Raw genomic sequence first — 25,309 nt, 5'->3', positions numbered from 1 at the left:
ATACGAAAATATAAAACTTAATTCTTTTGCAGATTCTTTACATTTGATTTTTTATCATCAATTATGCAATCAGCAGCACTAAAGGAATTTTTAGACGAAAAGGCCAATCAATACAACAACCCCAGTTTCATTGATACAGACCCCATTCAGATTCCTCACCAATTCCAAAACAAGGAAGACATAGAGGTTTCGGCCTTTTTAACGGCAACCATCTCCTGGGGCAACAGAAAAATGATCATCCAAAACGCTCAAAAGTTAATGGGCCTTATGGGTAATTCTCCTTATGATTTTGTCATGGAATGGAAACCTGGAAAAATGGAGCATTTCGTTCACAGAACCTTTAATGCCACTGACCTTAGTTTTTTTATGGAGGGGCTGCAACATATATACAAAGTGCATGGAGGCCTGGAATCTGTTTTTAGCAGATATGCCGAAGCTGACAGCATTCAAAACAGTATTCATCATTTTAAAAGGCATTTTTTTGATATCCCCCACCCATTAAGAACCCAAAAGCATATTTCAGACCCCAAAAAAGGTTCGGCCGCAAAAAGGATCAATATGTTTTTAAGATGGATGGTCCGCAATGATAATACAGGAGTTGATTTTGGTATTTGGAAGCAGATCCCACCAGCCATATTATCCTGTCCACTGGATGTCCATTCGGGAAATGTAGCCCGAAAACTCGGTTTGCTGCATCGGAAACAAAACGATGCCAAAGCCCTCCAAGAATTAGATCATAAGCTCAGGGAAATGGACCCTGCCGATCCTGTAAAATACGATTTTGCGCTTTTTGGATTAGGTGTTTTTGAAAAATTTTCCTGAGACTGGTCAAAAGCAATTTTATTTTTTAATCAATTCAATTACCCGGTGCTATTCCCTTTCCATTTAATCCCTACCTTTGAGGCCTAAAATTGAAAACTGATGCGCTTACACAGAAATCTTGTCCTGGCAGTGATCCATGCACTTGATCTTATATACAATGAGAACGAATATGCGGATAAGGTCGTCCAAAAAACCTTGAAACTAGATAAAAGATGGGGGGTCAGGGATAGAAAATTTGTTGCCGAAACCATTTACGACATGGTACGATGGAAACGCCTTTACAATGAAATCGCAGGTACAAAAGAGCATTATTCCCGAGATAATTTATGGAAAAATTTTGCGGTTTGGGCCACCCTTAAAGGGATTGATTTACCCGACTGGAGGTATTTCGAAGGTACTCCGACCCGAAGGATCAAAGGCAAATTTGACGAGTTACAAAGCATCCGAAAGTTTAGAGAGTCTATACCGGATTGGTTAGATGAGACCGGTGAGGCAGAATTGGGGAAACAATGGGATGTTGAAATCAAGGAATTGAACAAGCAGGCCAGGGTTATCCTCAGGACCAATACCCTTAAAACTAACCGAAAGGAATTACAAAGATTGTTGCACGAAGAAGAAATCGAAACTGAAACAGTTCCTTCGGCACCGGACGCCCTTGTGCTGGTAGAACGCAAAAATGTATTTCTGAGTCAGGCATTTAAAAAAGGATTGTTCGAAGTTCAGGATGCTTCCTCACAACTCGTAGCTCCTTTTTTAGATGTAAAACCGGGTCAAAAGGTTATAGACACTTGTGCCGGAGCCGGAGGTAAAACGCTGCATTTGGCCTCCTTAATGGAAAACAAAGGGCAGATCATTGCCTTAGACATCCATGGTCACAAACTGGCAGAACTTAAGAAAAGAGCAAAGAGAGACGGAGCTCACAATATTGAAACAAGAACCATTGAAGGCACTAAATCAATAAAAAAATTAAAAGGCAAGGCTGATCGTGTCCTTATCGATGCTCCTTGCAGCGGTATAGGAGTATTGAAAAGAAACCCTGATTCCAAATGGAAACTCAATGCCGATTTTATCGACCGAATCAGAAAAACTCAGGCTGAAATACTCGATCAATACGCGTCAATGGTTAAAACCGGTGGCAAATTAGTGTATGCAACCTGCTCTATCCTTCCTTCGGAAAACGAAAAACAGGTAAAAGCTTTCCTGGCCAATCACAAAGAATTTGAAATGATCAAGGATAAAAAAGTGTCTCCCGCAGCCTCAGGTTTTGACGGCTTTTATATGGCTCTTTTAGAAAGGAGATGATAAAAGAAGCATGGATTAGGGGTTGATTTCCTTCATTTTCTATGCCGTCTTAGTTCTCATGAGTTCAGTTGGTTTTGAAACTTGGCGGCTTTGAATCAATTTTGTACAAATGGGAAGTTTGCTTGTTTGCTATAATTCAATATTTTATTGAATATTATTAACATTGCCTACTGTAATACAATGCCAATTGATTAAATTTGCATTTTTCAAAATCCAAAGATAAAATCAGTCAAATGATCAACTTTTTTACCAAGAAACAAACGGTATTTGCCGTTTCTTCTCCTTCAGAAATTGACGAACAGAATATTGAAAAATTAAAATGGCTCTTCGGCAATGCTGAAAAAGTAAAAGAAAACTCCATTACCGGTAATTTTATTGGCCCCAGAAATGAAATGGTCAGCCCCTGGAGTACCAATGCCGTTGAAATTACTCAAAATATGGGTATTTCGGGAATTATACGGATTGAGGAATTTTTTAAAACTTCTTCCGATAGCCCTGTTTTTGATCCGATGATACAACATCATTACAAACAACTTGACCAAGACTTGTTCGTTGTTGATATTGAACCTGAAGCCATAAAGTACATCGAGAATATCGCTGCCTATAACGAAGCTGAAGGACTTGCACTAAGCAATGATGAGGTCACTTATCTGGAGGAATTGTCTGCCAAATTAAACAGAAAATTGACAGATTCAGAAATTTTTGGGTTTTCACAGGTAAATTCAGAACACTGTCGTCATAAAATATTCAACGGTACCTTTGTGATCGATGGAAAGGAGAAACCAAATTCTCTTTTTAAAATGATCAAAAAGACTTCTGTTGAAAATCCCAATACAATCGTTTCGGCTTACAAAGATAATGTAGCGTTTATTGAAGGGCCTGTTATTGAACAATTTGCGCCTATATCGGCCGATAAACCTGATTATTATCAAAATAAAAAAATAGAATCGGTTATTTCACTAAAATCCGAAACCCATAATTTTCCAACCACCGTAGAGCCTTTTAACGGGGCGGCCACCGGTTCAGGTGGAGAAATAAGAGACCGGCTTGCCGGAGGAAAGGGTTCTTTGCCATTGGCAGGAACTGCTGTATATATGACTCCTTATTCAAGATTAACAAAAAACAGATCATGGGAAACCATGCAGGAACGGAAATGGCTGTACCAGACTCCAATAGAATTATTAATCAAGGCCTCAAATGGAGCATCTGATTTTGGAAACAAATTTGGGCAACCCTTGATATCAGGTTCACTTTACACTTTCGAGCACGAAGAACACAACCGAAAACTTGGATTTGACAAAGTCATCATGCTCGCAGGTGGCATTGGATATGGAAAGAAAATTGACAGCTTAAAAGACAAACCTGTAAAAGGTGACAGCATTATTATCCTTGGTGGTGACAATTACCGTATAGGAATGGGTGGTGCTGCCGTATCTTCTGCTGATACTGGAGAATTCAATACAGCGATCACCTTAAATGCCGTTCAGAGATCAAATCCTGAAATGCAAAAAAGGGTTGCGAATACGATACGGGGCATGGTTGAAGGAGATGAGAACAAAATTATCTCCATTCATGATCACGGCGCAGGAGGCCATTTAAATTGTTTGTCGGAGCTGGTGGAAGACACAGGTGGAATCATCAACCTTGATGCTTTGCCGGTTGGTGATCAAACACTCTCTTCAAAAGAGATCATCGGAAATGAATCACAGGAAAGAATGGGATTGGTGATTCATGAAAAGGATCTTGATTATTTGCACAGGATAGCCGACAGGGAACGATCTCCTATTTATGACGTAGGTAAGGTAACTGATGACTTCAGGTTTACATTTGTCTCTGAAAAAACGGGTGAAAAACCCATGGATTTCGACTTGGCTGATATGTTCGGAAGTTCACCTCATACCATAATGACCGACCATACGCTTGATCGGCACTATAAACAAGTGCAGTACAATACTGATGAAATTTATGAAGACCTGAAAAATGTGTTGCAGTTGGAGGCCGTGGCCTGTAAAGATTGGCTCACAAACAAAGTTGACCGTTGCGTTGGAGGTAAAGTAGCAAAACAGCAATGTGCAGGCTCACTTCAATTGCCCCTGAATGATGTAGGTGTAATGGCTCTGGATTTTCAAGGACATAGGGGTATTGCAACTTCTATAGGTCATGCAGTGGCAAGTTCTCTCATCGATGAAAGAGCCGGCTCAAAAAACGCGATTGCCGAGGCCCTGACCAATATCGTCTGGGCACCCTTAAAAGATGGGCTTCAATCAGTGTCTTTGTCTGCAAATTGGATGTGGCCATGTCGTAATGAAGGCGAAGATGCCAGGTTGTATAACGCAGTCGAAACGGTATCAGCGTTTTCTATCGATTTAGGGATTAATGTTCCTACCGGAAAAGATTCCCTTTCCATGAAGCAAAAATATGCTGATGAAGAAGTAATTGCTCCGGGAACAGTTATCATTTCAGCAGCCGGAGAATGCTCGGATATAAGGAAAGTGGTGGAACCTGTTTTTAAGACTTCAGAAAACAACAAGATCTATTATATAGATTTTTCTGAAGATGAGTTTCATCTGGGCGGGTCGAGTTTTGCCCAAATCAAAAATGGAATAGGAACGGCAACTCCGTCCATAAAGGATGCAGCTTATTTTAAGAATTGCTTCAATGCCGTCCAGGAATTGATCAAACAAGATGTCTTATTGGCCGGCCATGATATATCTGCCGGAGGAATGCTTACCACCCTCTTGGAAATGTGTTTTGCTGAAAATAATCTCGGAGCAAAAATTCACCTTGATGGATTTGATGAAAAAGACCCTAATAAATTATTGTTTTCAGAAAAAAGTGGCGTCATCATTCAGACTGAAAATGCAGCAGCATTAGAAGATATCCTTTTGGCACATACCATCAGCTTTCATCAGATAGGAACGGCCGATACATCAGGAAGCCTTGAAATAAATAATTTTGATTTAAACTTTGATATAGCAACCTATAGAGATTTCTGGTATACTACCTCCTATCTTTTAGACAAGGAACAGACGGCAAATAATCTTGCCGAATCGAGGTTTGAGAATTACAAGCAGCAAGCATTGACCTATGAATTCCCGAAGAATTTTTTGGGAAAACTGCCCCTTATCGACGCTTCAAAACCCAGGCCAAAGGCTGCGGTTATAAGAGAAAAAGGGTCAAACAGTGAACGTGAAATGGCGAATGCCATGTATCTGGCAGGATTTGATGTTAAAGATGTACACATGACCGATTTGATAAGTGGTCGCGAGACTTTAGAAGATGTACAATTTATAGGTGCCGTTGGCGGGTTTTCAAACTCAGATGTCTTAGGATCAGCCAAAGGTTGGGCCGGTGCCTTTCTATACAATGAAAGAGCCAATAAGACCTTAAAAAAATTCTTTGAAAGAGAAGACACCTTATCGGTAGGTATTTGTAATGGCTGTCAATTATTTGTAGAACTTGAAATGATCAATCCTGATCACGATGCCAAACCAAAGATGCTTCACAATGATTCCTTTAAGCATGAAAGTGGCTTTACTTCTGTGAAAATACAGGAAAACAACTCTGTGATGCTTTCAGGATTGGCAGGTCTTACGCTCGGGGTCTGGATATCACATGGCGAAGGAAAATTCAGTTTTCCATACGAAGAATCCAGATATAATATTGTGGCCAAATATGGTTATGACTCATATCCGTCCAATCCGAATGGCTCTGATTTTAACACGGCAATGATGGCCAGTGATGATGGCAGACATCTCGTTATGATGCCTCATATTGAAAGATCCATTTTCCAATGGAACTGGGCCAATTATCCTGATGAGCGGAATGACGAAGTCAGCCCTTGGCTTGAAGCTTTTGTCAATGCCCGTAAATGGATTGAGCGCTAATTTATCAGGTCTTTTGTTTCTTTTTCCTGGCTGCAGGGAACAAAACATTGTTCAAAATAAGCCTGTATCCGGGCGAATTCGGATGTAAATCAAGTTCCGTTTTTGGGTCTCCCACTCTGTGCTGGTAGTCTTCAGGATCATGTCCTCCAAAAAAAGTAAACATGCCCTTGCCTTTCACTCCGTGAATATATCTTGCTTCCCCATTGACATTGTTTTGGCCCATGACCATTACAGTAGGCTTAATCAGAGCTGATTCAAATGCGGTTGTCTGACCCATAAAACCTTTGACCAGCAAGGTGTGGTTTTGACACAGCATACTGGGAACCATATCCCATTTAGCAGAATACTCCTTCAATTCAAAGTAATCTTCAGTTTTCAGGACTTTTCTTTTCCGGGTTGTGTCAATATTTGAAAATTCATAAACAACCGGATTTCTTTCAAGTATAAAATCTTTAAAGGCAAATGTTTGTTCATAATCCAATTTCGACTGGTATCCTCTTTCAGAAGGATCGCCATCAAACATAACCTCACAAATATCAACGCCATTTGCGGCCAGGGCGATATCAAAACTATCTGTAGCAGAACACATGGCAAACATAAAACCGCCGCCGAAAACGTAGTCCCTGATCTTGGCAGCTACATCCAGTTTTTGTTGTGATACCTTGGCATAGCCCATCGCAGCAGCTTCGTTTTCTGCTTTTACTTTGGCTTCAATATACCAGGGAGCAGTTCGAAAAGCCCCATAGAATTTGCCGTACTGACCTGTAAAATCTTCGTGATGAAGATGCAACCATTCATAGAGCAATAGTTTATCTTCTAAAACTTCCTTGTCATACACTGTTTCATAAGGAATTTCTGCATATTGCAACACCATGGTCACCGCATCATCCCATGGCTGCTTATTTTTAGGTGAATAAACCGCAATTTTCGGGGCTTTTTCCAAAACCACTGCTTCCATATTTTGTGACGGACTTGCAATTAATTCCAAAATTTTAATGGATTCAGCTTCTGAAATTATTTCATAAGAAACTCCTCTAATAGTGCATTCACGCCTTAAAGCCTCATGATCCTCAAGGAGGAATGATCCGCCCCGGTAATTTAACAACCATTGTACTTTTCTTCCCTGTATAAGTGATTGATAGGTAATTCCATAGGCCTTAAGGTGATTTTTTTGAGAATCCTCATCCATGGGAACAAGCAGGTAAGAGGCAAAAACCGTTGCATGCGCCAAGAACAACACCATCAAACAACAAAAGAGACGGAGTTTATGAAGCGACTTCATTACATACATGTGATAGACTATACTTTTTGTTAAAACGGGACGTCATCATCCTTTTCCAAATGGCCAAAAGCATCGTTAGCGCTGGTGAAATTATCAGGTGAGATCTGACCTGCATTCATTGAAGACTGGAATTCAGTTTCAAAGCCCTCATCCAAATTTGCAAATTTGGCCAGTCTTCCTATAAACTTCATTCTAATATTCTCCAATCCTCCGTTACGGTGTTTGGCAACGATAAATTCTGCCTGGCCATCGCATGGCGTCCTTTCGTCATCATCCCATTCTGTTAAACCGTAATACTCAGGCCTGTAGATGAACGAAACAATATCCGCATCCTGCTCAATAGCTCCCGATTCCCTGAGGTCAGAAAGAAGTGGTCGCTTGCTGCCTCCCCTGGTTTCCACTGCCCTAGACAACTGGGATAAGGCAATGACGGGCACATTGAGTTCCTTTGCCAGGGCTTTTAAGTTTCTGGATATAGTTGATATCTCCTGTTCACGGTTTCCTGAACTTTTTGTTGAAGATCCTGCCGTCATCAATTGAAGGTAATCTATAATCACGGCCTTGACATTATGTTGTGAAACGAGCCTTCTCGCTTTGGCCCTTAAGTCAAAAACAGATAATGAAGGGGTATCGTCAATAAATATAGGAGCGTCAGATAATTTTTTCACTTTCACATTCAAGGCCTCCCATTCATAGGTTTCCAGGTTCCCCTTTCTCAATTTTTCTGATGAGATTCCGGTTTCACTTGAAATCATTCTGGTAATTAACTGAACCGAAGACATTTCCAGTGAGAAGATCGCTACTGCCATATCAAAATCAATCGCCATATTCTTTGCCATAGACATCACAAATGCAGTTTTTCCCATTCCGGGTCTTGCCGCTAAAATAACCAAGTCGGAGGGCTGCCAGCCTGAAGTAAGCTGATCAAGTTTACTAAATCCCGAGGGGACCCCGCTCATTCCTTCCTGATTGGAAATTTCTTCGATCTTTTTTAGTGCCTGAGTTACCAGGTTATGAGCAGCTTCAGAACTCTTTTTTAAATTTCCCTGGGTGATGTCAAAAAGTTTTGTTTCGGCTTCATCTAATAAATCGAAAACATCCATGGTTTCATCATAAGAATTTGTTATGATTTCACTCGATATACTGATTAATTTACGCTGAATATATTTTTGAAGAATAATTCTGGCATGAAATTCAATATGAGCTGCAGATGATACTTTTTGGCTAAGGTTAATCAAATAGAAATCTCCTCCTATCGCCTCAAGCTTTTCATCTTTTTTCAACTGGTTCGACACTGTGAGCAGGTCAATCGGTTCGGAATTTTCAAAAAGCCTGAAAATAGCCTCATAGATAAACTGATGGGCAGGTTTGTAAAATGCTTCGGCATGTAAGATGTCAATAACGTCATCAACACCTTTTTTATCAATCATCATTGCGCCGAGAACAGCTTCCTCCAGGTCTATGGCCTGTGGTGGTATTTTTCCTTGCTCAAGGTTGATGATGGTCCCTTTACCTTTATTTTTATATGATAATGATCTCGCTGAATCCATGTGGCAAATGTAAATGTTTAGGAAAGCAAAAGCCTTCTTTAAGCCCAATTAAAGTTAACAATAATTGTTAACAAGCAAATATATGTTAATAACGTTATTCTTAAATTCGGTATTCAAAATTCTACTTGTAGTCACGTTTTATTGTCTACCTGAATTATGAAAACCTTAATAAATTAGTATGCAATTCTTTAGCAATTTCAGAACCTTTTTTAAAAATCAAACAGTTACCTTAAGTTAATTGTAATTGTTGTTAATAATTTGTTCTTTTGTTCAGAATAATTGCTTGCAATGTATAAAGAAAAAAGAAATATTCTTCTATCGGTTTTCCTTTTTTTGCAGATTGGACTGGTGGCAGTTTTATCCAATTACCCGGAATATATAGAAAAAGTATATGTCAACGGCCTTTATCCTAAAATCTCCTCCGTTTTGAGATTTTTATTAGGATGGATTCCCTTTTCAATTGGTGACATTGTATATGCCCTGCTTATCTTTTTAATAATTCGGTTTCTTGTCATGCTGGGCCTTAATAAAAAGAAAAACCGAATTTCGTTGATCTTGGGTTTTACGGCAGGAATTTCTGTGTTCTATTTTTTCTTTTACACCTTATGGGGGCTGAATTACTCACGCAGCCCGCTGTCAAACAGGCTGGCACTTGAAAAAGAGGCTTTCAACATCAGCCAACTGGAAGAAGTTACTGAAAAAATTCTTTTTAAAACCACCTTGCTTCAGCATCAATTATCGCCTCATGACTCTGTTGCAGTGGAAGTGCCCTATACAAAAAATGAGATTATGGCACTTACAAAAGGTGGTTACGAACAGCTGGCCAAACAGTTCGACTTTCTTCAATACAAAAGGCCGTCGCTTAAAAAATCGCTTTTCAGCCTGCCCCTCACCTATATGGGTTTTTCAGGATATTTCAACCCGCTATCCGGTGAAGCCCAAATAGACTATTTGATTCCTAAGATAAATTTACCATTTACCTGTTCACATGAAGTAGCACATCAACTTGGCATCGCTTCTGAAAGCGAAGCGAATTTTGTGGGTTTCCTGGCCTCAGCAAAACACAAAGATCCCTATTTTCAATATGCCGGCTATCTCCTGGTTTTGCGTTACGCTTTAATTGATATACGACGCTATGATCAGGAGATTTTTGAGATGTATTTAAAAAAGGTTCCAAAAGGCGTTCTCAAAAACATCCGTGAATCTGATGAATTTTGGAAAAAATATAAAAATCCATTAGAACCTGTTTTTAAAACATTTTATGACAATTATTTAAAGTACAATCAACAAGAAGATGGATTAGAAAGCTATAATCAGATCATGGATCTTGTCATTTCTTACGACAAAAAGTACACATTGAATTTTAATTGATACATTTGAAAGTGTAAATAAAGATCGTATGATCAAAGAAATTTCAAGCCTGCAAAATGAGCTGATCAAAGATATCATCCACTTGCAGGAAAAATCAAGAGCGAGAAAACAAAAAGGCCTTTTTGTCATTGAAGGTAAGAGAGAAATAGCACTGGCACTTGAGGGGGGCTATCAAATAAAACAACTCCTTTTTTGTGAGGAGATTATTGATCAAAGCAAAATTGAATTACTTGCCTATTCGAAAAAAAGCTTAGCGCCTGAGATTATAAAGGTTTCCACCAAAGTATACGAGCGGTTGGCGCATCGAAAAACAACTGAAGGGGTGATAGCGGTAGCGGTCTCTAAATCACTGTTATTAAGTGATTTAAAATTCACGGTGAATCCTTTGGTTTTGGTGGCTGAGGCCTCTGAAAAACCAGGAAACATTGGCGCTTTGCTTCGTACGGCAGACGCTGCTCATATAGATGCCGTGATCATTGCTAACCCCAAAACAGACCTGTATAATCCAAATATTATCAGGTCGAGTGTAGGCTGTGTTTTTACGAATCAAATTGCTTTTGGAAGCACATCTGAAATTTTGGATTTACTCAAAAAGTATGGGATCAGGGTTTTCTCAGCGGCACTAAGTCCTCAAAGCGTTGCCTATCACAATATTGATTATACCAAACCTACTGCCTTTGTGGTAGGAACTGAAGCTACAGGATTGGATGAACCATGGCTGGCAAACGCAACTGAAAACATCATCATCCCCATGCAGGGTAAAATAGATTCACTTAATGTCTCTGTTTCGGCTGCAATTCTTATTTTTGAAGCCAAAAGACAACGAAAATTCGAATGACCCAAATAATGCACCTTACATTAACCTTAGTAAATTAAATGAGTCCACAATCTCTATTTTATATCATTATCGGTGTTCTTCTTCTTGATTTTATCATCGATAAATTAATCGATCATTTGAATGCAAAACATTTTAATGATCAGATCCCTGAAGAACTCTCTGATGTATACAATAAAGACGAGTACGTCAAATCCCAGGCCTACAAAAAAGAAAACTATCGTTTTTCTCTTGTAACCAGCAGTTTTAGCCTCGCCCTGACCCTTGGGTTCTTTTTCTTTAAAGGGTTTGCCTGGGTAGATCATTTTGCCCGAAGTTATAGCAGCAATGACATTACGGTGGCCTTGATATTTTTTGGGGTCATTATGATAGGCAGTGACATATTGAATACTCCTTTTTCTTATTACCACACCTTCGTTATCGAAGAAAAATACGGATTTAATAAAAGTTCGAAAAAACTTTTCCTTATTGACAAAATAAAAGGATGGCTCCTAAGTGCCATTATTGGTGGAGGTGTTTTGTCAATTATTATTTGGTTCTATCAAAAAACAGGCGATGCTTTTTGGATATATACCTGGATTTTTATTGGTCTATTTACCATCTTTATGACTATGTTTTACTCTTCGTTGATCGTTCCGCTTTTTAACAAACAAACTCCTCTTGAAGAAGGCGACCTGAAACATGCGATCCATAGCTTCTCAAAAAAAGTAGGCTTTAAACTCGATAATATCTTTGTGATTGACGGATCCAAAAGGTCCACAAAGGCCAACGCTTATTTCTCAGGTTTTGGGTCTAAAAAAAGAATCGTGTTGTATGACACGCTGATTAACGACCTTGAGACTGAAGAAATTATTGGTGTTTTAGCCCACGAAATAGGACATTACAAAAAAAAGCATGTCATGGTTAACATGTTCCTTTCACTTTTGATTTCAGGAATAACACTTTATATCTTTTCTTTATTTATCAATAACGCTATACTCTCGGAGGCGCTGTCGGTGGCTATTCCAAGTTTTCATATTGGATTGATTACCTTTGGTATTCTCTACAGTCCCATTTCGGAGTTAACAGGAATATTGATGAATTTTATCTCGAGGAAGTTTGAATACCAGGCCGATAACTATGCCAAAATCAATTACGACGGTAAAGCATTGGTCACCTCCCTTAAAAAACTCTCTAGAAACAGCCTGAGCAATTTAACGCCTCACAAGGCCAACGTATTTGTTCACTATTCTCACCCGACCTTACTGCAGCGAGTCAGAAATCTAACGACAAGTTAAGCTGCAAGAGTTTTTTGAATTAACTTCTGCTGAATAAAAAACTTGTTAATTAATTCGCTTTATAGTATTTTTAATCGATGGCTTATACAGTAACCATAGAAGAAGAAAAAAAGGAAATAGCTAGTCGGTATAAAGACATGCTTAAAGACACGTATCAGACCTTGTCTAACGAGGACAAGCTCATGATACGAAAGGCATTTGATATTGCCGCCGATGCACACAAGGACCAAAGGCGCAAAACAGGTGAGCCCTATATTTATCATCCTATAGCCGTTGCCAAGATTGTAGCCAATGAAATAGGGCTGGGAGCGTGTTCAATAGCAGCAGCCCTTTTACATGACGTTGTTGAAGATACAGACTATTCATTTGCTGATATTGAACAAATTTTCGGAGAAACCATAACAAAGATCGTCAACGGTCTTACGAAAATTTCAAAATTACAAAAGGACCAGAATGCCTCCATTCAGGCTGAGAACTTTCGTAAAATGCTCCTTACACTTAACGATGACGTGAGGGTAATCCTTATAAAGATTGCCGATCGATTGCACAATATGCAGACCCTGGAATCAATGAGAGAAGACAAACAGGTAAAGATCGCATCAGAAACCTTGTTTATTTATGCACCTCTGGCCCATCGTCTTGGGTTGTACAACATCAAAACCCAACTGGAAGACCTCGGCCTTAAATACACTGAAAATGAAGTGTATACTGATATCATGGAAAAAATATCAGAGAGCAAGGAGGAACAGGAAAAATACATTGAAAGCTTTACAAAAACCATAAAGGATTCCTTGGATCATGAAGGTTTTAAATATACAATCAAAGGAAGGACCAAATCCATTTATTCGATTCGCCGAAAAATGTTGAATCAGGGAGTCTCCTTTGACGAAGTGTATGATAAATTTGCAATCAGGATTGTTTATCAGTCGAGCGTCAAAGATGAAAAATTTGATGCCTGGAAAATCTATTCAATTGTAACAGATCATTTCAGCCCGAACCCGAACAGATTGCGTGACTGGATCACACAACCGAAAACGACGGGTTATGAATCGCTTCACACCACGGTTATGGGGCCTCAGGGAAAGTGGGTGGAAGTTCAGATCAGATCAAGCAGAATGGACGAGATTGCCGAAAAAGGCTACGCTGCCCATTTTAAATACAAGCACGGCTCTCAAAAAGAAAGCGGTCTGGAAGTGTGGCTGAATAAATTAAGAGAATCACTGGAAAACCCGGATGTGAATGCTGTTGACTTTGTAGAACAGTTCAAACTGAACCTCTACGCAAAGGAAATATATGTCTTCACGCCAAACGGAGACATAAAGTCGCTGCCAAAAGGAGCAACGGCCCTTGACTTTGCTTTTGCCATTCATACAGAAGTTGGCATGAGGTGCAGGGCCGCTAAGGTAAACGGAAGGCTTACTCAAATCAGCAAGGAATTGCACAGCGGTGATCAAGTTGAAATCATTACTTCCAAAAACCAGAACCCAAAGCTTGCCTGGCTGGATATTGTAAAAACAGCCAGGGCAAAATCCCGTATCAAAAGTATCCTGAAGGATGAACACAAGGTAATTGCCAAGGAAGGCAGGGAAGTTCTTGAACGAAAATTGAGGCACCTGAAAATTAAGTTGAATGAGAAAACCATCAATGAGCTTGTTAATTTCTTTAAACTTAAGACCAGTTTTGATTTGTTCTACAAGATTGGCAACGGAAGCATTGATAATCAGGATCTTAAAAAATATGCAAGTCAGCGTTCTAATGTCTTGATGCATTTTTTGAAAAGTAGGATAAACAGGCCTACTGCCATTAAGGAGGATAACAGCAAGGAGGAAGTTACTGCCAATTATGACATGCTGGTTTTTGGCAAGGAAGAGGAAAAATTAAAGTATAGTTTATCTAAATGCTGTAATCCGATTCCCGGGGATCCGGTATTTGGCTTTATCACTATAAAAGATGGAATTAAGGTCCATAAACGCAATTGTCCAAATGCCCTTAGCATGCAGTCTCAATATGCCTACAGAGTGATTTCGGCCAAGTGGATAGATTCTTCTCAGCAAGGGTTCAAAGCCACACTTGAACTCACCGGGGTTGACAATGTGGGCCTGGTCAATGAAGTCACTAAGGTTATATCTGGAATCCTCAACGTGAACATCCACAGTTTGAACATTTCCGGTGATGAAGGATTTTTTCAAGGCGTGATCACGGTTCATATCAATAATAACAAACAATTAACCAATCTGATACAAAAACTCCTCAAGATTGATGGCATTGAAAAAGTGATCAGAAATACAAATTAAATTGTAACTTTTTTTGCAAATATATCGCATTAATGTGGGGATTAAATGTAACTTTGCAATGCAAGAACCAGGATTTTATTTACATGAGTAATAGCCAAAATCAGGAAACAGTTAAAAACTTCTTTACCAAGTTTTTAGAAGAGAATAACCATAGAAAAACTCCGGAAAGATTCGCCATTCTTCAGGAAATTTATGACAATGATGACCACTTTGACATTGAGACATTGTATATAGAGATGAAGAATAAGAATTACCGTGTGAGCAGGGCTACTTTATACAATACAATTGAATTACTTTTGGAATGCGGTTTAGTGAGACGGCATCAATTTGGTCAAAACCAGGCGCATTATGAAAAATCTTATTTCAACAAGCAGCATGACCACATCATCATGACTGACACCGGTGAGGTGATTGAATTTTGTGATCCCAGGATCGAGAATATCAAAAAGTCAATTGAAGATGTTTTTAATGTAAAAATTGACAGCCATTCACTTTACTTCTATGGTCAAAAAAATAAAACAGCAGAATAACTTTATAAAATTTATTAAATGATTGATTTACTACTAGGCCTGCAGTGGGGTGATGAAGGAAAAGGAAAAATCGTTGATGTACTCACAAAGAATTACGATATCATTGCCAGATTTCAAGGGGGCCCGAATGCAGGGCACACACTTATTTTTGATGGAAATAAACACGTATTGCATACGATCCCTTCGGGAATTTTTCACGACAGAGCAATTAATATTGTTGGAAACGGAGTAGTAATCGATCCCGTGATCTTCAGGAAGGAACTTGATAATCTTAGTAGCTATCAAATTGATTTTAAAACCAAATTACTAATCTCAAGAAAAGCCCATATTATTTTACCTACACATCGCTTGTTGGATGCTGCTTCTGAAAAAATGAAAGGTAAATTAAAAATCGGATCAACATTAAAAGGTATAGGTCCTACTTATATGGATAAGACAGGAAGAAACGGTCTGAGAATAGGTGATCTTGAAATGGCTGATTGGAAGACCCGTTACAGGGCACTTACAAAGAAACATCTCAATATGATCAAGTTCTATGCTGTTGAACTCGAATTTGATCTTGAAGCACTGGAAAAGGAGTTTTTTGCAGCCATTGACATTTTAAAGGAACTTACTTTTATTGACAGTGAAGAATATATTCACCAGGCGCTTTCGAAAGGAAAATCAATTTTAGCTGAGGGAGCCCAAGGCTCTTTGCTGGATATTGATTTCGGAACCTATCCTTTTGTGACTTCTTCAAACACAACAGCAGCAGGTGCATGTACCGGACTCGGTGTAGCACCAAATAAAATTGGTCAGGTGTTTGGAATTTTCAAAGCCTATACCACCCGGGTTGGATCAGGCCCCTTCCCTACTGAACTGTTTGATGAGGATGGTGAAACCATGGGAAAAGTAGGTCATGAATTCGGGGCAACAACCGGAAGGCCAAGACGATGCGGATGGCTTGACCTGATTGCCCTGAAGTACGCTGTTCAGATCAATGGCGTTAGTCAGTTGATGATGATGAAAGGAGATGTGCTTTCGGGTTTTAAAACCTTAAAAGCCTGTACCTCATACACCTATAAAGGCAAAGATATTTTACATTTTCCTTTTAATATTGAAGAAGAAAATGTCAAAGTCAATTATACAGAATTTGAAGGATGGTCTGAAGACCTTACAGCAATGACTGAAGCCGGGCAATTGCCAAAAAACCTTAATGATTATATAGCTTTTATTGAAGATTTTGTTGGGGCGAAAGTAACAATCGTTTCAGTAGGTCCGGACCGAAAGCAAACCATTATGGTATAAACCATGGTCAACAAAAAACAAAAAAGGTAAAGTTCTTTATTGAGACTTTACCTTTTTTCATTTAGTTTATATTTGTAACGTTAAATTAAATTGCAAAAATATTGAAATCAACACTTTTGCTGCTATTATTATGTTCTCTACCCTTGTTCTGTATGGCGCAGGGAAAAAGAATCGAAATTATACATTCTGATAACTCCAGTATTGATGAAGTACGGCTGCCAGGTGCAACGATCCTGTTGGGAAATATTGAAATCAGGCATGAGGGAATCAAGCTCAATTGTAAAAAAGCCATCCATTATAAAAATGAGAATTTTATTAAAGCTTACGGTGATGTTGTGCTCAATCAGGGCGATAGCGTAGTACAAACCAGTCAATATACAGAATACAACGGCAATTCTCAGAAAGCCTTGTCATGGGGTAATGTGGTAATCAAAGATTCTAAAATGACCCTGAGTACAGATACGCTGAATTTTGACAGGTCAAGACAATTACTTTTTTACAAGTATGGTGCCACCATCAAAGACAGCACCAATGTATTAACAAGCAATACCGGGAACTATTATTTAGAAAACAACAAGTTTCAGGCCATTTCAAATGTGGTCCTCACCAATCCTGATTATGTATTGGAATCAAATCACCTGGATTATTATACAGATAGCGGAAGAGCATTTTTATATGGCCCTTCGACCATCAAAAGTGATGAAAACCTTATCTACTGCGAAAAAGGATTTTATGACACCAAGCAAAATGTATCTCATTTCACTAAAAATGCAAGGATAGAATTTGACGAAAAGGAAATAAAGGCCGACAGCCTCTTTTACAACAGGACTTTAGGCTTTGCATCCGCTACAAGGGATATTGTGATTATTGACACGCTTAATCATGTCGTATTAAAAGGAAATTATGCTGAGTTCTTTGAAAAAGTTGATTCAGCCTTTGTTATCGATAGAGCCCTTGCTGTTACCAACACAAATAAAGATTCCCTGTTTATTCATGGAGATACGATTTTAGCGACCGGAAAGCCTGAAAAAAGGATCATCCGAGCTTATCACCATGTGAAATTTTACAAAAGTGATTTAAGTGGCAAATGCGACTCAATTCACTCTGATCAGGGAAGTGGTTTGACCCAGTTGTTCAGGTCGCCTGTTCTTTGGTCAAAAAAGAGTCAGATTACCGGGGATACGATACAGTTGTTAAACAACACGCTGACTAATCAATTGGATAGCTTAAAAGTGCTTAGAAATGCCTTTATCATAGACAAGGATTCAATAGGATTTAATCAGATTAAAGGCCGGGATCTATACGGGAAATTCGAAGAAAATGACCTTCGCTATGTTACCATCATCGGTAATTCGGAAGTAATACACTTTGTGAGAGACGAAGAACAGGAACTTATAGGAATTGAAAAAACATCCTGCAGCGAGATTCATTTTGTCCTTCGAGACGGCAAAATCGAATCCTCTAAATTTATTACATCACCAGATGGCCAAACCTATCCTCCATCCAAACTACCTCTGAATGCCCGAAAGTTAAGAGGATTTATTTGGAGGGAAATTGAAAAGCCAAAATCAAAAGATGATATATTTATAAAAGATGAAGAGTGACTTTTTAAAATATCAGGCACAAACAAGCCCTCACCCGCTTTTATTGGAAATAAAAAAAGCAGCAGGCAGCTATGTTTACGATACAGGTGACAATAAATACCTTGATTTTATAGCAGGAGTATCAGCTAATACGCTTGGTCATCAGCCAGCTCCTGTTGTTGAAGCCATCAAAGATCAATTGGATAAGTACATGCATGTGATGGTTTATGGTGAATTTATACAGGAACCTCAGCTGGAACTTACCAGGATCATCGCCAAGCATTTACCCGAATCTCTAAATTGTACTTATCTTACAAACTCGGGAACCGAAGCGACTGAAGGAGCTTTGAAACTGGCCAAAAGGGCAACAGGAAGATTTGAAATTGTCTCGGCTAAAAATGCCTATCACGGAAATACACAGGGCTCGATGAGTGTTTGCGGAAGAGAAGAACAAAACGCTGCCTTCAGACCTCTTATACCGGGAGTTTCGTTTGTAGAGTTCAACAATGAAGCTGATCTACAAATAATCAATAGAAAGACTGCAGGTGTCATACTGGAGACTATTCAAGGAGGAGCCGGTTTTATTGAACCGCAAAACAACTATCTTAAAAAAGTTAGGGAGCGTTGTGACGAAGTAGGTGCCATGCTGATTTTGGATGAAATTCAATCTGGTATAGGACGGACAGGCTCGTTTTTTGCTTTCCAGCAATATGATGTTACACCCGATATTATAATTACCGGTAAAGGGCTAGGTGGTGGAATGCCTATAGGCGCCTTTATTTCATCCCAAACCTGTATGAACTTGTTTATAAGTAATCCAAAATTGGGGCATATCACAACCTTTGGAGGACATCCCATTATATGCGCGGCTGCCCTGGCAACACTAAAAACCCTTTTTAGTTCCACATTGATCGAGCAAACCACCGAAAAAGAAGCATTAATCAGAAAATTACTGATTCATGAAAAGATAATAGAAATCCGGGGAAAAGGATTGATGCTGGCTTTAATCATGAAAAGCCCTGAAGTTGCAGATCAACTTATTCTTTCAGGGATGAAAAACGGAATTTTACTCTTTTGGCTCCTGTATGAACCGAGGGCTGTGAGAATAACACCACCTTTGACCATTTCAACTGAGGAAATTAAAACCGGATGTAAACACATTCTGGATATTCTCAGTAAAAATAGTGTTAGATAAGCTTGCTCTTTTCACTTGAAATTCTTCAAACCTCTATTCATATATTATAAATTACTTCTTAATGAATTTTGTATTTTACATTTATCCCCTATTATATCTAGGTAATTGTTCATAATGTTAAGTGTTTCTTAATAATTCCTTATTTGCTTCTTTTAAAAGTTAAATGTTTCTTAATTGAGGGAATTTTAACGCTTAATTATGTAACAATTACGTTAAGAGTTCCGTCCTTTAATATATAAATGTCTAATCTATTTGTCTAATCTAAATTATATATCATGAAATATGTAAAATTATTCGTACTCGCACTCGCACTTTTCACTCTTAATGTTTCCGCATCAAATTTAAACCCAATCAAACCAACAGATGATTTACGCATCGAGATTGTTGAATTGATCGGATCAAACTATATGGTCGAAATGGACGCTGATCAGTATAACGCTGATGTTTTGTTTACTGTGAACAACAATAAAGAATTGATCGTTCTTTCGGTTGATACAGAAAATGTTCAATTAGAATCTTATTTGAAAAGAAAATTGAACTACAAGAAAGTAAATCACAAACCAACTAAAAACGGTGAGATCTATTTATTACCAGTAAAAATGATTAAACAACTTTAGTCATTCTTATATTTTATTTGAATAAAAACTGTCTTATAAAAGACAGTTTTTTTTTGCCGCATAGACTTAACCTCATCATTTTTCTTCCAAATACGTTAAATGTTTCTTAATTGATGAAGTGTGAACAATTTCATGTGTAACAATCATGGAAAAACTTACGTCCTTTAATATATAAATGTCTAATCTATTTGTCTAATCTAAATTATATATCATGAAATATGTAAAATTATTCGTACTCGCACTCGCACTTTTCACTCTTAATGTTTCCGCATCAAATTTAAACCCAATCAAACCAACAGATGATTTACGCATCGAGATTGTTGAATTGATCGGATCAAACTATATGGCCGACATGGAGGTTGATCAGTATGCTGCAGAAGTTTTGTTTACTGTGAACAACAATAAAGAATTGATCGTTCTTTCGGTTGATACAGAAAATGTTCAATTAGAATCCTATTTGAAAAGAAAATTGAACTACAAGAAAGTAAATCACAAACCAACTAAAAACGGTGAGATCTATTTATTACCTGTAAAAATGATTAAACAACTTTAGTCATTCTTATATTTTATTTGAATAAAAACTGTCTTATAAAAGACAGTTTTTTTTTGTTTAAAGATCATTGTTATGCTGCTCAACACTTCTCCTGCTTTAGTCAGCAACAGTTGTTTTAATAACTTATAGTAAGAGTTCTCAAGACAGGATTTATATCACAAGCGGCGTCTACCAACACTGATTTACAATATGCGTTAATAATTTCTTAATTTATTGTAACAAATTAACCCTCTGAAGTTAAATATTTCTTAATTCATGAAATTTTAACATTTTCATATGTAATAATTGTTGCAAAAGTTCCGTCCTTTAATATATAAATGTCTAATCTATTATTTGTCTAATCTAAATTATATATCATGAAAAGTTTAAAATTATTTGTCCTTGCCTTAACTCTTTTTACAATTAATGTTTCCGCAGCAAATTTAAATCCTATCAAACCTACAGATGAATTACGGGTAGAGATCGTCGATTTGATCGGATCAAACTATTTGGCCGACATGGAGGTTGATCAGTATGCTGCAGAAGTTTTGTTTACTGTCAATAACGACAGAGAATTGATCGTTCTCTCTGTGGATACAGAAAATGCTCAATTGGAATCTTATTTGAAGAGAAAATTAAACTACAAGAAGGTAAATCACCAACCTGGCAAACACGGCGAGATCTATTTATTACCTGTAAAAATGATTAAACAACTTTAGTCGTTCTTATATTTTATTTGAATCAAAGGGTTATCGTATGCGGTAACCTTTTTTTATTGTATCAAAGAATCAAGTAATTCTCTAACCCTACTACTGTTCCAATCAACTGCTCCTATTTTGTTCACAATAATGTTACCATCTTTGTCGAGAATATAGGTAGTTGGAAGTGAGTTTGAACCCAATGCCTGAGGAACTCGTGAAGCTTGAAAAAAAACAGGTAAATCATAACCTTTTTTCTTAAGAAATTTAAGTACCTTTTCCTCTTCATCATTCGCTACAAACAGAAAAATAACTTTGTCGCCATAGGCATCATACAACTTCTGGAAACTCGGCATTTCAGCTACGCAAGGAGGACACCAGGTAGCCCAAAAATTAACAACCACCACCTGATCCTGAAAAACCTTCATATTTGTTATATTCCCGTCAAGATCTCTTAATTCCCAGTTATAATTATTAATATTCACCCGATCTTCGTCATCAACTTTTAAAGAGAACACTCGTGTGGTTATCATACTTACCCCTTTAATAAGAGTTGCCCGAACAGGTAATCCATATGGCGTGAACAGAAAAATAATAAAACCAATGAATAAAATATTCGACAAATTTTTTCTTATAAATTTCATAGCCTTATCCATAATTTTATTTTTTGACTTTTTTTACAAATAACAACAATTTTTCCTTTTGCAAGATAACAGTTAATAGCAACAAAGCGAATACAATAATTGCCAGTCCGAATAATAAGCCTCTATTACCCTCGACTTCTATACCGAGGCTAAACAAATGTGAAAGAAGCACCCCTGAAATAACGCCAAAACCGAGTATGACACCAATAAGTGAATTACTCTTCACTAAAAGCAACATTGAAATAATCAATTCCAATACGCCGGTTCCTATTCGTCCATAAGGCTCTATCCCCAGCTGGCTGAAAATATAAACACTTTCAGGTGCTCCCGAAAACTTAAAGTAAAGGGTTTGTAACAAAATGACGGCTGCAGCGATGGCGCTAATTCTTTCAAGATAATTTTTCATGACTTTTGATTGATTTATTTGGTCTTAAGACGAAACCTCATCAGAAGTTTACATAAAGCCCTTCAAAATATGTACTTAATTCCGTCAAAATCAAATAAAAAAAAGCTCCGATCAATTGGAGCTTTCATTATATATTGAAGTCAAAAAATCAAATTATTTAGCATTCTCTTTTTTGATCAGATTTAATGCCGAACCTTCTTTATACCAATCTATCTGATTCTGATTATAAGTATGATTCAGCTTAATGATATCCTTAGTTCTATCATCATGTTCCACCTCAAGGGTCAATTGTTTATCCGGAGCAAACTGATCAAGATCAACAAAATTGAAAGTGTCATTTTCCTGAATAAGGTCATAATCATTCTCATTGGCAAAGGTAAGGCCGAGCATTCCTTGCTTCTTAAGGTTCGTTTCATGGATTCTCGCAAAAGATTTTACAATGACAGCTGCCACTCCAAGATGTCTCGGCTCCATGGCTGCGTGCTCCCTTGAAGATCCCTCTCCATAATTGTGATCACCCACTACGACAGAATAAATACCCGCAGCCTTATAGGCCCTGGCAGCATCCGGAACCGGCTGATATTCACCCGTTAATTGGTTTTTAACACTATTCGTCTCCTGATTAAAGGCATTTACAGCACCAATAAGCAAGTTGTTACTAATATTATCCAAATGCCCTCTGAATCTTAGCCATGGTCCGGCCATAGAAATATGGTCAGTAGTACATTTTCCGAAGACTTTGATCAGTAATTTAGCATTAGTAATCTTGTCACCAATAGGTGTAAAAGGATCTAAAAGCTGTAATCGCTTAGAGTCTTCACTTACAATTACATCGATACCAGATCCATCCTCAACTGGCGCAACAAATCCCGGGTCTTCAACATCAAATCCTTTAGGAGGTAATTCAAAACCAGTCGGTTCATCTAGCATTACTTCCTTGCCATCGGCATTGATCAATGCGTCGGTCATTGGGTTAAAATCAAGTTTCCCTGAAATTGCAATGGCAGCCACCATTTCGGGTGAAGCCACAAAAGCATGGGTATTTGGGTTTCCATCAGCCCTTTTTGAGAAGTTTCTGTTAAAAGAATGAATTATGGTGTTCTTCTTCTGTTTGTCGGCTCCTTCTCTAGCCCATTGTCCGATGCATGGTCCACAGGCATTGGTAAATATCATTGCATCGAGATTTTCAAAAATATCAAGTAAACCATCGCGCTCGGCGGTGTAACGCACCTGTTCAGAACCCGGGTTGATACCGAATTCAGCCTTTGCTTTAACTTTTTTATCAACGGCTTGTTTTGCTATAGATGCGGCCCTTGATAAATCTTCATAAGATGAATTGGTACAAGATCCTATCAATCCCCATTCCACCTCTAAAGGCCAGCCATTTTTAATTGCTTTTTCTTTTATGCCTCCGACCTCCGTCGCAAGATCCGGAGTAAAAGGTCCATTTATATATGGCTTTAAAGCTGATAAATCAATTTCAATTACCTGATCAAAATATTTTTCAGGATTTTCATAGACTTCATCATCACCAGTTAAATATGGTGCCACTTTATTAGCCGCATCTGCGATCTCATCTCTTCCGGTAGCCCTTAAATATCTTTCCATCGAAGCATCATACCCAAATGTTGAGGTTGTAGCTCCAATTTCAGCTCCCATATTACAAATCGTTCCTTTTCCGGTGGCAGACATGGAAACAGCTCCTTCTCCAAAATACTCAACAATAGCACCGGTACCTCCCTTAACCGTAAGAATCCCGGCAACTTTAAGAATAACATCCTTGGGTGCAGTCCAGCCACTCAGCTTACCCGTTAATTTTACACCAATTAATTTTGGGAATTTAAGCTCCCACGGCATATCGGCCATAACATCCACTGCATCAGCTCCTCCAACGCCAATCGCGATCATCCCTAATCCACCCGCATTGACGGTATGTGAATCAGTTCCAATCATCATTCCTCCAGGAAAAGCATAATTTTCAAGAACTACCTGATGAATAATCCCGGCACCTGGTTTCCAAAAACCGATACCGTATTTATTAGACACAGATGCCAAAAAGTTAAATACTTCACTGGAGGTATTGATTGCCTCCTGAAGATCCTTATCAGCTCCGATTTTAGCCTGAATAAGGTGATCACAATGGACTGTGGTCGGCACGGCAACTTTCTTTTTACCGGCTTGCATAAACTGCAACAAGGCCATCTGGGCGGTAGCATCCTGACAAGCTATTCTATCGGGAGCAAAATCCACATAATCCACACCTCGTTTGAAGGGTTCTTTGGGAAAACCATCCCATAAATGATTGTATAATATTTTTTCTGATAAAGTTAAAGGTCGTCCAACAATCTTTCTTGCGCTATCAACGCGGCCTGCCATTCTTTCGTAGACCTTTTTTATCATATCAATATCAAATGCCATAATCTTATATTAAATTGTTCTGTTTAAATTTTTAGTTCTCAAAAATACGAAATATTAAAATGATTTTAGAAATTATTGAAGTAAAATAGTAGATGATTTGCTCTTCCTCATTGAAGCGAATAATTTATTCCAAATCCATAAAAAAGTTGAGTAAAAAAGATGTGAAATTATGGAATCATCAAAAGAAAAAAGAAAGCCAATAAGCCGGATTCTGTTATCCTGCCAAAGGCGGGACTCCTATCATTTATCTGGGTTGTAAATTGCTTTACAACTCTAGCTGCTCACCCCTTGAAATCGAACGAGTAGTTCTCTCCCGACGAATCGGATCTCCAATGTACATAGCATTGCACCGCATAGAGTTTACCTGGTTTCACTACAGCCGAACTGTACATACTTTCTGTTGCACTTGTCCTATCACGCCGTTGACGTGATGACGGATGTTATCCGCTATGCTACTCTCTGGTGTCCGGACTTTCCTCCACGCTGTGCGTGGCGATAAGATGGCTTTCTTTTTCATTTGCAAAAATAGTCTATAACAGGTATAAAAAAAAATCCCACCCTAATAAAAGAGTGGGAAAATTGCTATGAAAAAGAATATTACTATTAAAAGTAATATAAATAAGATGGTAAAAATACAATATTTACATCAAAATCCTAATCTTATTGAGAATTTATTTTTAATTATTTTTAAGATATGATCACAAAAAAACCCACTCTAATAAAAGAGTGGGAAAATTGCTATGAAAAAGAAAAAGTTACTGAATTAAAAATCCAGCATA

The 25,309-nt window shown here is 38.1% G+C and carries 19 protein-coding genes and 1 other RNA gene; 14 read left to right on the top strand and 6 right to left on the bottom strand.

All coding sequences use genetic code 11. The features are described from left to right. Positions 1 to 63 precede the first annotated feature (63 nt). From AABB81_RS01240 to purL, 3 genes are all read left to right on the top strand, one after another. A complete protein-coding gene (locus AABB81_RS01240; RefSeq protein WP_342158053.1) occupies positions 64 to 822 on the top strand; it encodes a TIGR02757 family protein in 759 nt (252 codons plus the stop codon). A gap of 99 nt (positions 823 to 921) precedes the next feature. Continuing rightward, positions 922 to 2,124: an RsmB/NOP family class I SAM-dependent RNA methyltransferase gene (locus AABB81_RS01235; RefSeq protein WP_342158052.1), complete on the top strand. Its 1,203-nt coding sequence runs from the start codon at positions 922 to 924 to the stop codon at positions 2,122 to 2,124. A 233-nt stretch (positions 2,125 to 2,357) separates the two neighbouring features. Next, a complete protein-coding gene (gene purL, locus AABB81_RS01230) occupies positions 2,358 to 6,011 on the top strand; it encodes a phosphoribosylformylglycinamidine synthase (RefSeq protein WP_342158051.1) in 3,654 nt (1,217 codons plus the stop codon). Positions 6,012 to 6,015: 4 nt separating this feature from the next. Here the strand turns inward: purL and AABB81_RS01225 are convergent, their stop codons facing one another. Both AABB81_RS01225 and dnaB read right to left on the bottom strand, forming a co-directional pair. Further along, positions 6,016 to 7,254 (bottom strand): asparagine synthetase B, encoded by a 1,239-nt coding sequence (locus AABB81_RS01225; protein WP_342159622.1) that lies wholly within the window; start codon positions 7,252 to 7,254, stop codon positions 6,016 to 6,018. A gap of 68 nt (positions 7,255 to 7,322) precedes the next feature. Next, positions 7,323 to 8,843: a replicative DNA helicase gene (gene dnaB, locus AABB81_RS01220; protein WP_342158050.1), complete on the bottom strand. Its 1,521-nt coding sequence runs from the start codon at positions 8,841 to 8,843 to the stop codon at positions 7,323 to 7,325. Positions 8,844 to 9,131: 288 nt separating this feature from the next. On the opposite strand from dnaB, the gene AABB81_RS01215 reads away from it, so the two are divergent. From AABB81_RS01215 to AABB81_RS01165, 11 genes are all read left to right on the top strand, one after another. Beyond that, on the top strand, positions 9,132 to 10,214 hold the full coding sequence (locus AABB81_RS01215) for a DUF3810 domain-containing protein (RefSeq protein WP_342158049.1): 1,083 nt from the start codon (positions 9,132 to 9,134) through the stop codon (positions 10,212 to 10,214). Positions 10,215 to 10,242: 28 nt separating this feature from the next. Beyond that, the gene (locus tag AABB81_RS01210; protein WP_342158048.1) at positions 10,243 to 11,052 is read left to right on the top strand and encodes a TrmH family RNA methyltransferase; all 810 of its coding nucleotides are present in this window, start codon (positions 10,243 to 10,245) and stop codon (positions 11,050 to 11,052) included. 38 nt (positions 11,053 to 11,090) lie between these two features. Beyond that, positions 11,091 to 12,326 carry a M48 family metallopeptidase gene (locus tag AABB81_RS01205; protein ID WP_342158047.1) on the top strand — a complete coding sequence of 412 codons (1,236 nt, stop codon included), beginning with the start codon at positions 11,091 to 11,093 and terminating at the stop codon, positions 12,324 to 12,326. A gap of 77 nt (positions 12,327 to 12,403) precedes the next feature. Further along, positions 12,404 to 14,620, top strand: a complete 2,217-nt coding sequence (locus AABB81_RS01200) for a RelA/SpoT family protein (protein WP_342158046.1) — start codon at positions 12,404 to 12,406, stop codon at positions 14,618 to 14,620. An 83-nt stretch (positions 14,621 to 14,703) separates the two neighbouring features. Further along, a complete protein-coding gene (locus AABB81_RS01195; protein ID WP_342158045.1) occupies positions 14,704 to 15,150 on the top strand; it encodes a Fur family transcriptional regulator in 447 nt (148 codons plus the stop codon). Positions 15,151 to 15,168: 18 nt separating this feature from the next. Continuing rightward, positions 15,169 to 16,437 carry an adenylosuccinate synthase gene (locus AABB81_RS01190; protein WP_342158044.1) on the top strand — a complete coding sequence of 423 codons (1,269 nt, stop codon included), beginning with the start codon at positions 15,169 to 15,171 and terminating at the stop codon, positions 16,435 to 16,437. A gap of 101 nt (positions 16,438 to 16,538) precedes the next feature. Continuing rightward, positions 16,539 to 18,041, top strand: coding sequence for an OstA-like protein (locus AABB81_RS01185; RefSeq protein WP_342158043.1), 1,503 nt, complete (start codon positions 16,539 to 16,541; stop codon positions 18,039 to 18,041). Continuing rightward, complete coding sequence (locus tag AABB81_RS01180; RefSeq protein WP_342158042.1) at positions 18,031 to 19,215, top strand: aspartate aminotransferase family protein; 1,185 nt, start codon at positions 18,031 to 18,033, stop codon at positions 19,213 to 19,215. The genes AABB81_RS01185 and AABB81_RS01180 overlap by 11 nt, the downstream gene beginning before the upstream one ends. A 275-nt stretch (positions 19,216 to 19,490) precedes the next feature. Beyond that, positions 19,491 to 19,832, top strand: coding sequence for a hypothetical protein (locus AABB81_RS01175; protein WP_342158041.1), 342 nt, complete (start codon positions 19,491 to 19,493; stop codon positions 19,830 to 19,832). Between the two features lie 211 nt (positions 19,833 to 20,043). Further along, positions 20,044 to 20,385, top strand: a complete 342-nt coding sequence (locus AABB81_RS01170) for a hypothetical protein (RefSeq protein WP_342158040.1) — start codon at positions 20,044 to 20,046, stop codon at positions 20,383 to 20,385. A 356-nt stretch (positions 20,386 to 20,741) separates the two neighbouring features. Further along, a complete protein-coding gene (locus tag AABB81_RS01165) occupies positions 20,742 to 21,083 on the top strand; it encodes a hypothetical protein (protein ID WP_342158037.1) in 342 nt (113 codons plus the stop codon). 53 nt (positions 21,084 to 21,136) lie between these two features. Here the strand turns inward: AABB81_RS01165 and AABB81_RS01160 are convergent, their stop codons facing one another. From AABB81_RS01160 to rnpB, 4 genes are all read right to left on the bottom strand, one after another. Continuing rightward, positions 21,137 to 21,706 carry a TlpA family protein disulfide reductase gene (locus AABB81_RS01160; protein ID WP_342158036.1) on the bottom strand — a complete coding sequence of 190 codons (570 nt, stop codon included), beginning with the start codon at positions 21,704 to 21,706 and terminating at the stop codon, positions 21,137 to 21,139. Positions 21,707 to 21,722: 16 nt separating this feature from the next. After that, positions 21,723 to 22,112 carry a DoxX family protein gene (locus AABB81_RS01155; RefSeq protein ID WP_342158035.1) on the bottom strand — a complete coding sequence of 130 codons (390 nt, stop codon included), beginning with the start codon at positions 22,110 to 22,112 and terminating at the stop codon, positions 21,723 to 21,725. A gap of 153 nt (positions 22,113 to 22,265) precedes the next feature. Further along, the gene (locus AABB81_RS01150) at positions 22,266 to 24,530 is read right to left on the bottom strand and encodes an aconitate hydratase (protein WP_342158033.1); all 2,265 of its coding nucleotides are present in this window, start codon (positions 24,528 to 24,530) and stop codon (positions 22,266 to 22,268) included. Between the two features lie 184 nt (positions 24,531 to 24,714). Continuing rightward, an RNA gene (gene rnpB, locus AABB81_RS01145) (RNase P RNA component class A) lies at positions 24,715 to 25,042 on the bottom strand. Positions 25,043 to 25,309: the final 267 nt, after the last annotated feature.

It is taken from the genome of Lutimonas vermicola, from assembly GCF_038433205.1.
GTDB classification, from domain to species: domain Bacteria; phylum Bacteroidota; class Bacteroidia; order Flavobacteriales; family Flavobacteriaceae; genus Lutimonas; species Lutimonas vermicola.
Note: the sequence above shows the minus strand (reverse complement) of the source record. Positions and strands in the feature narration are given on the sequence as shown.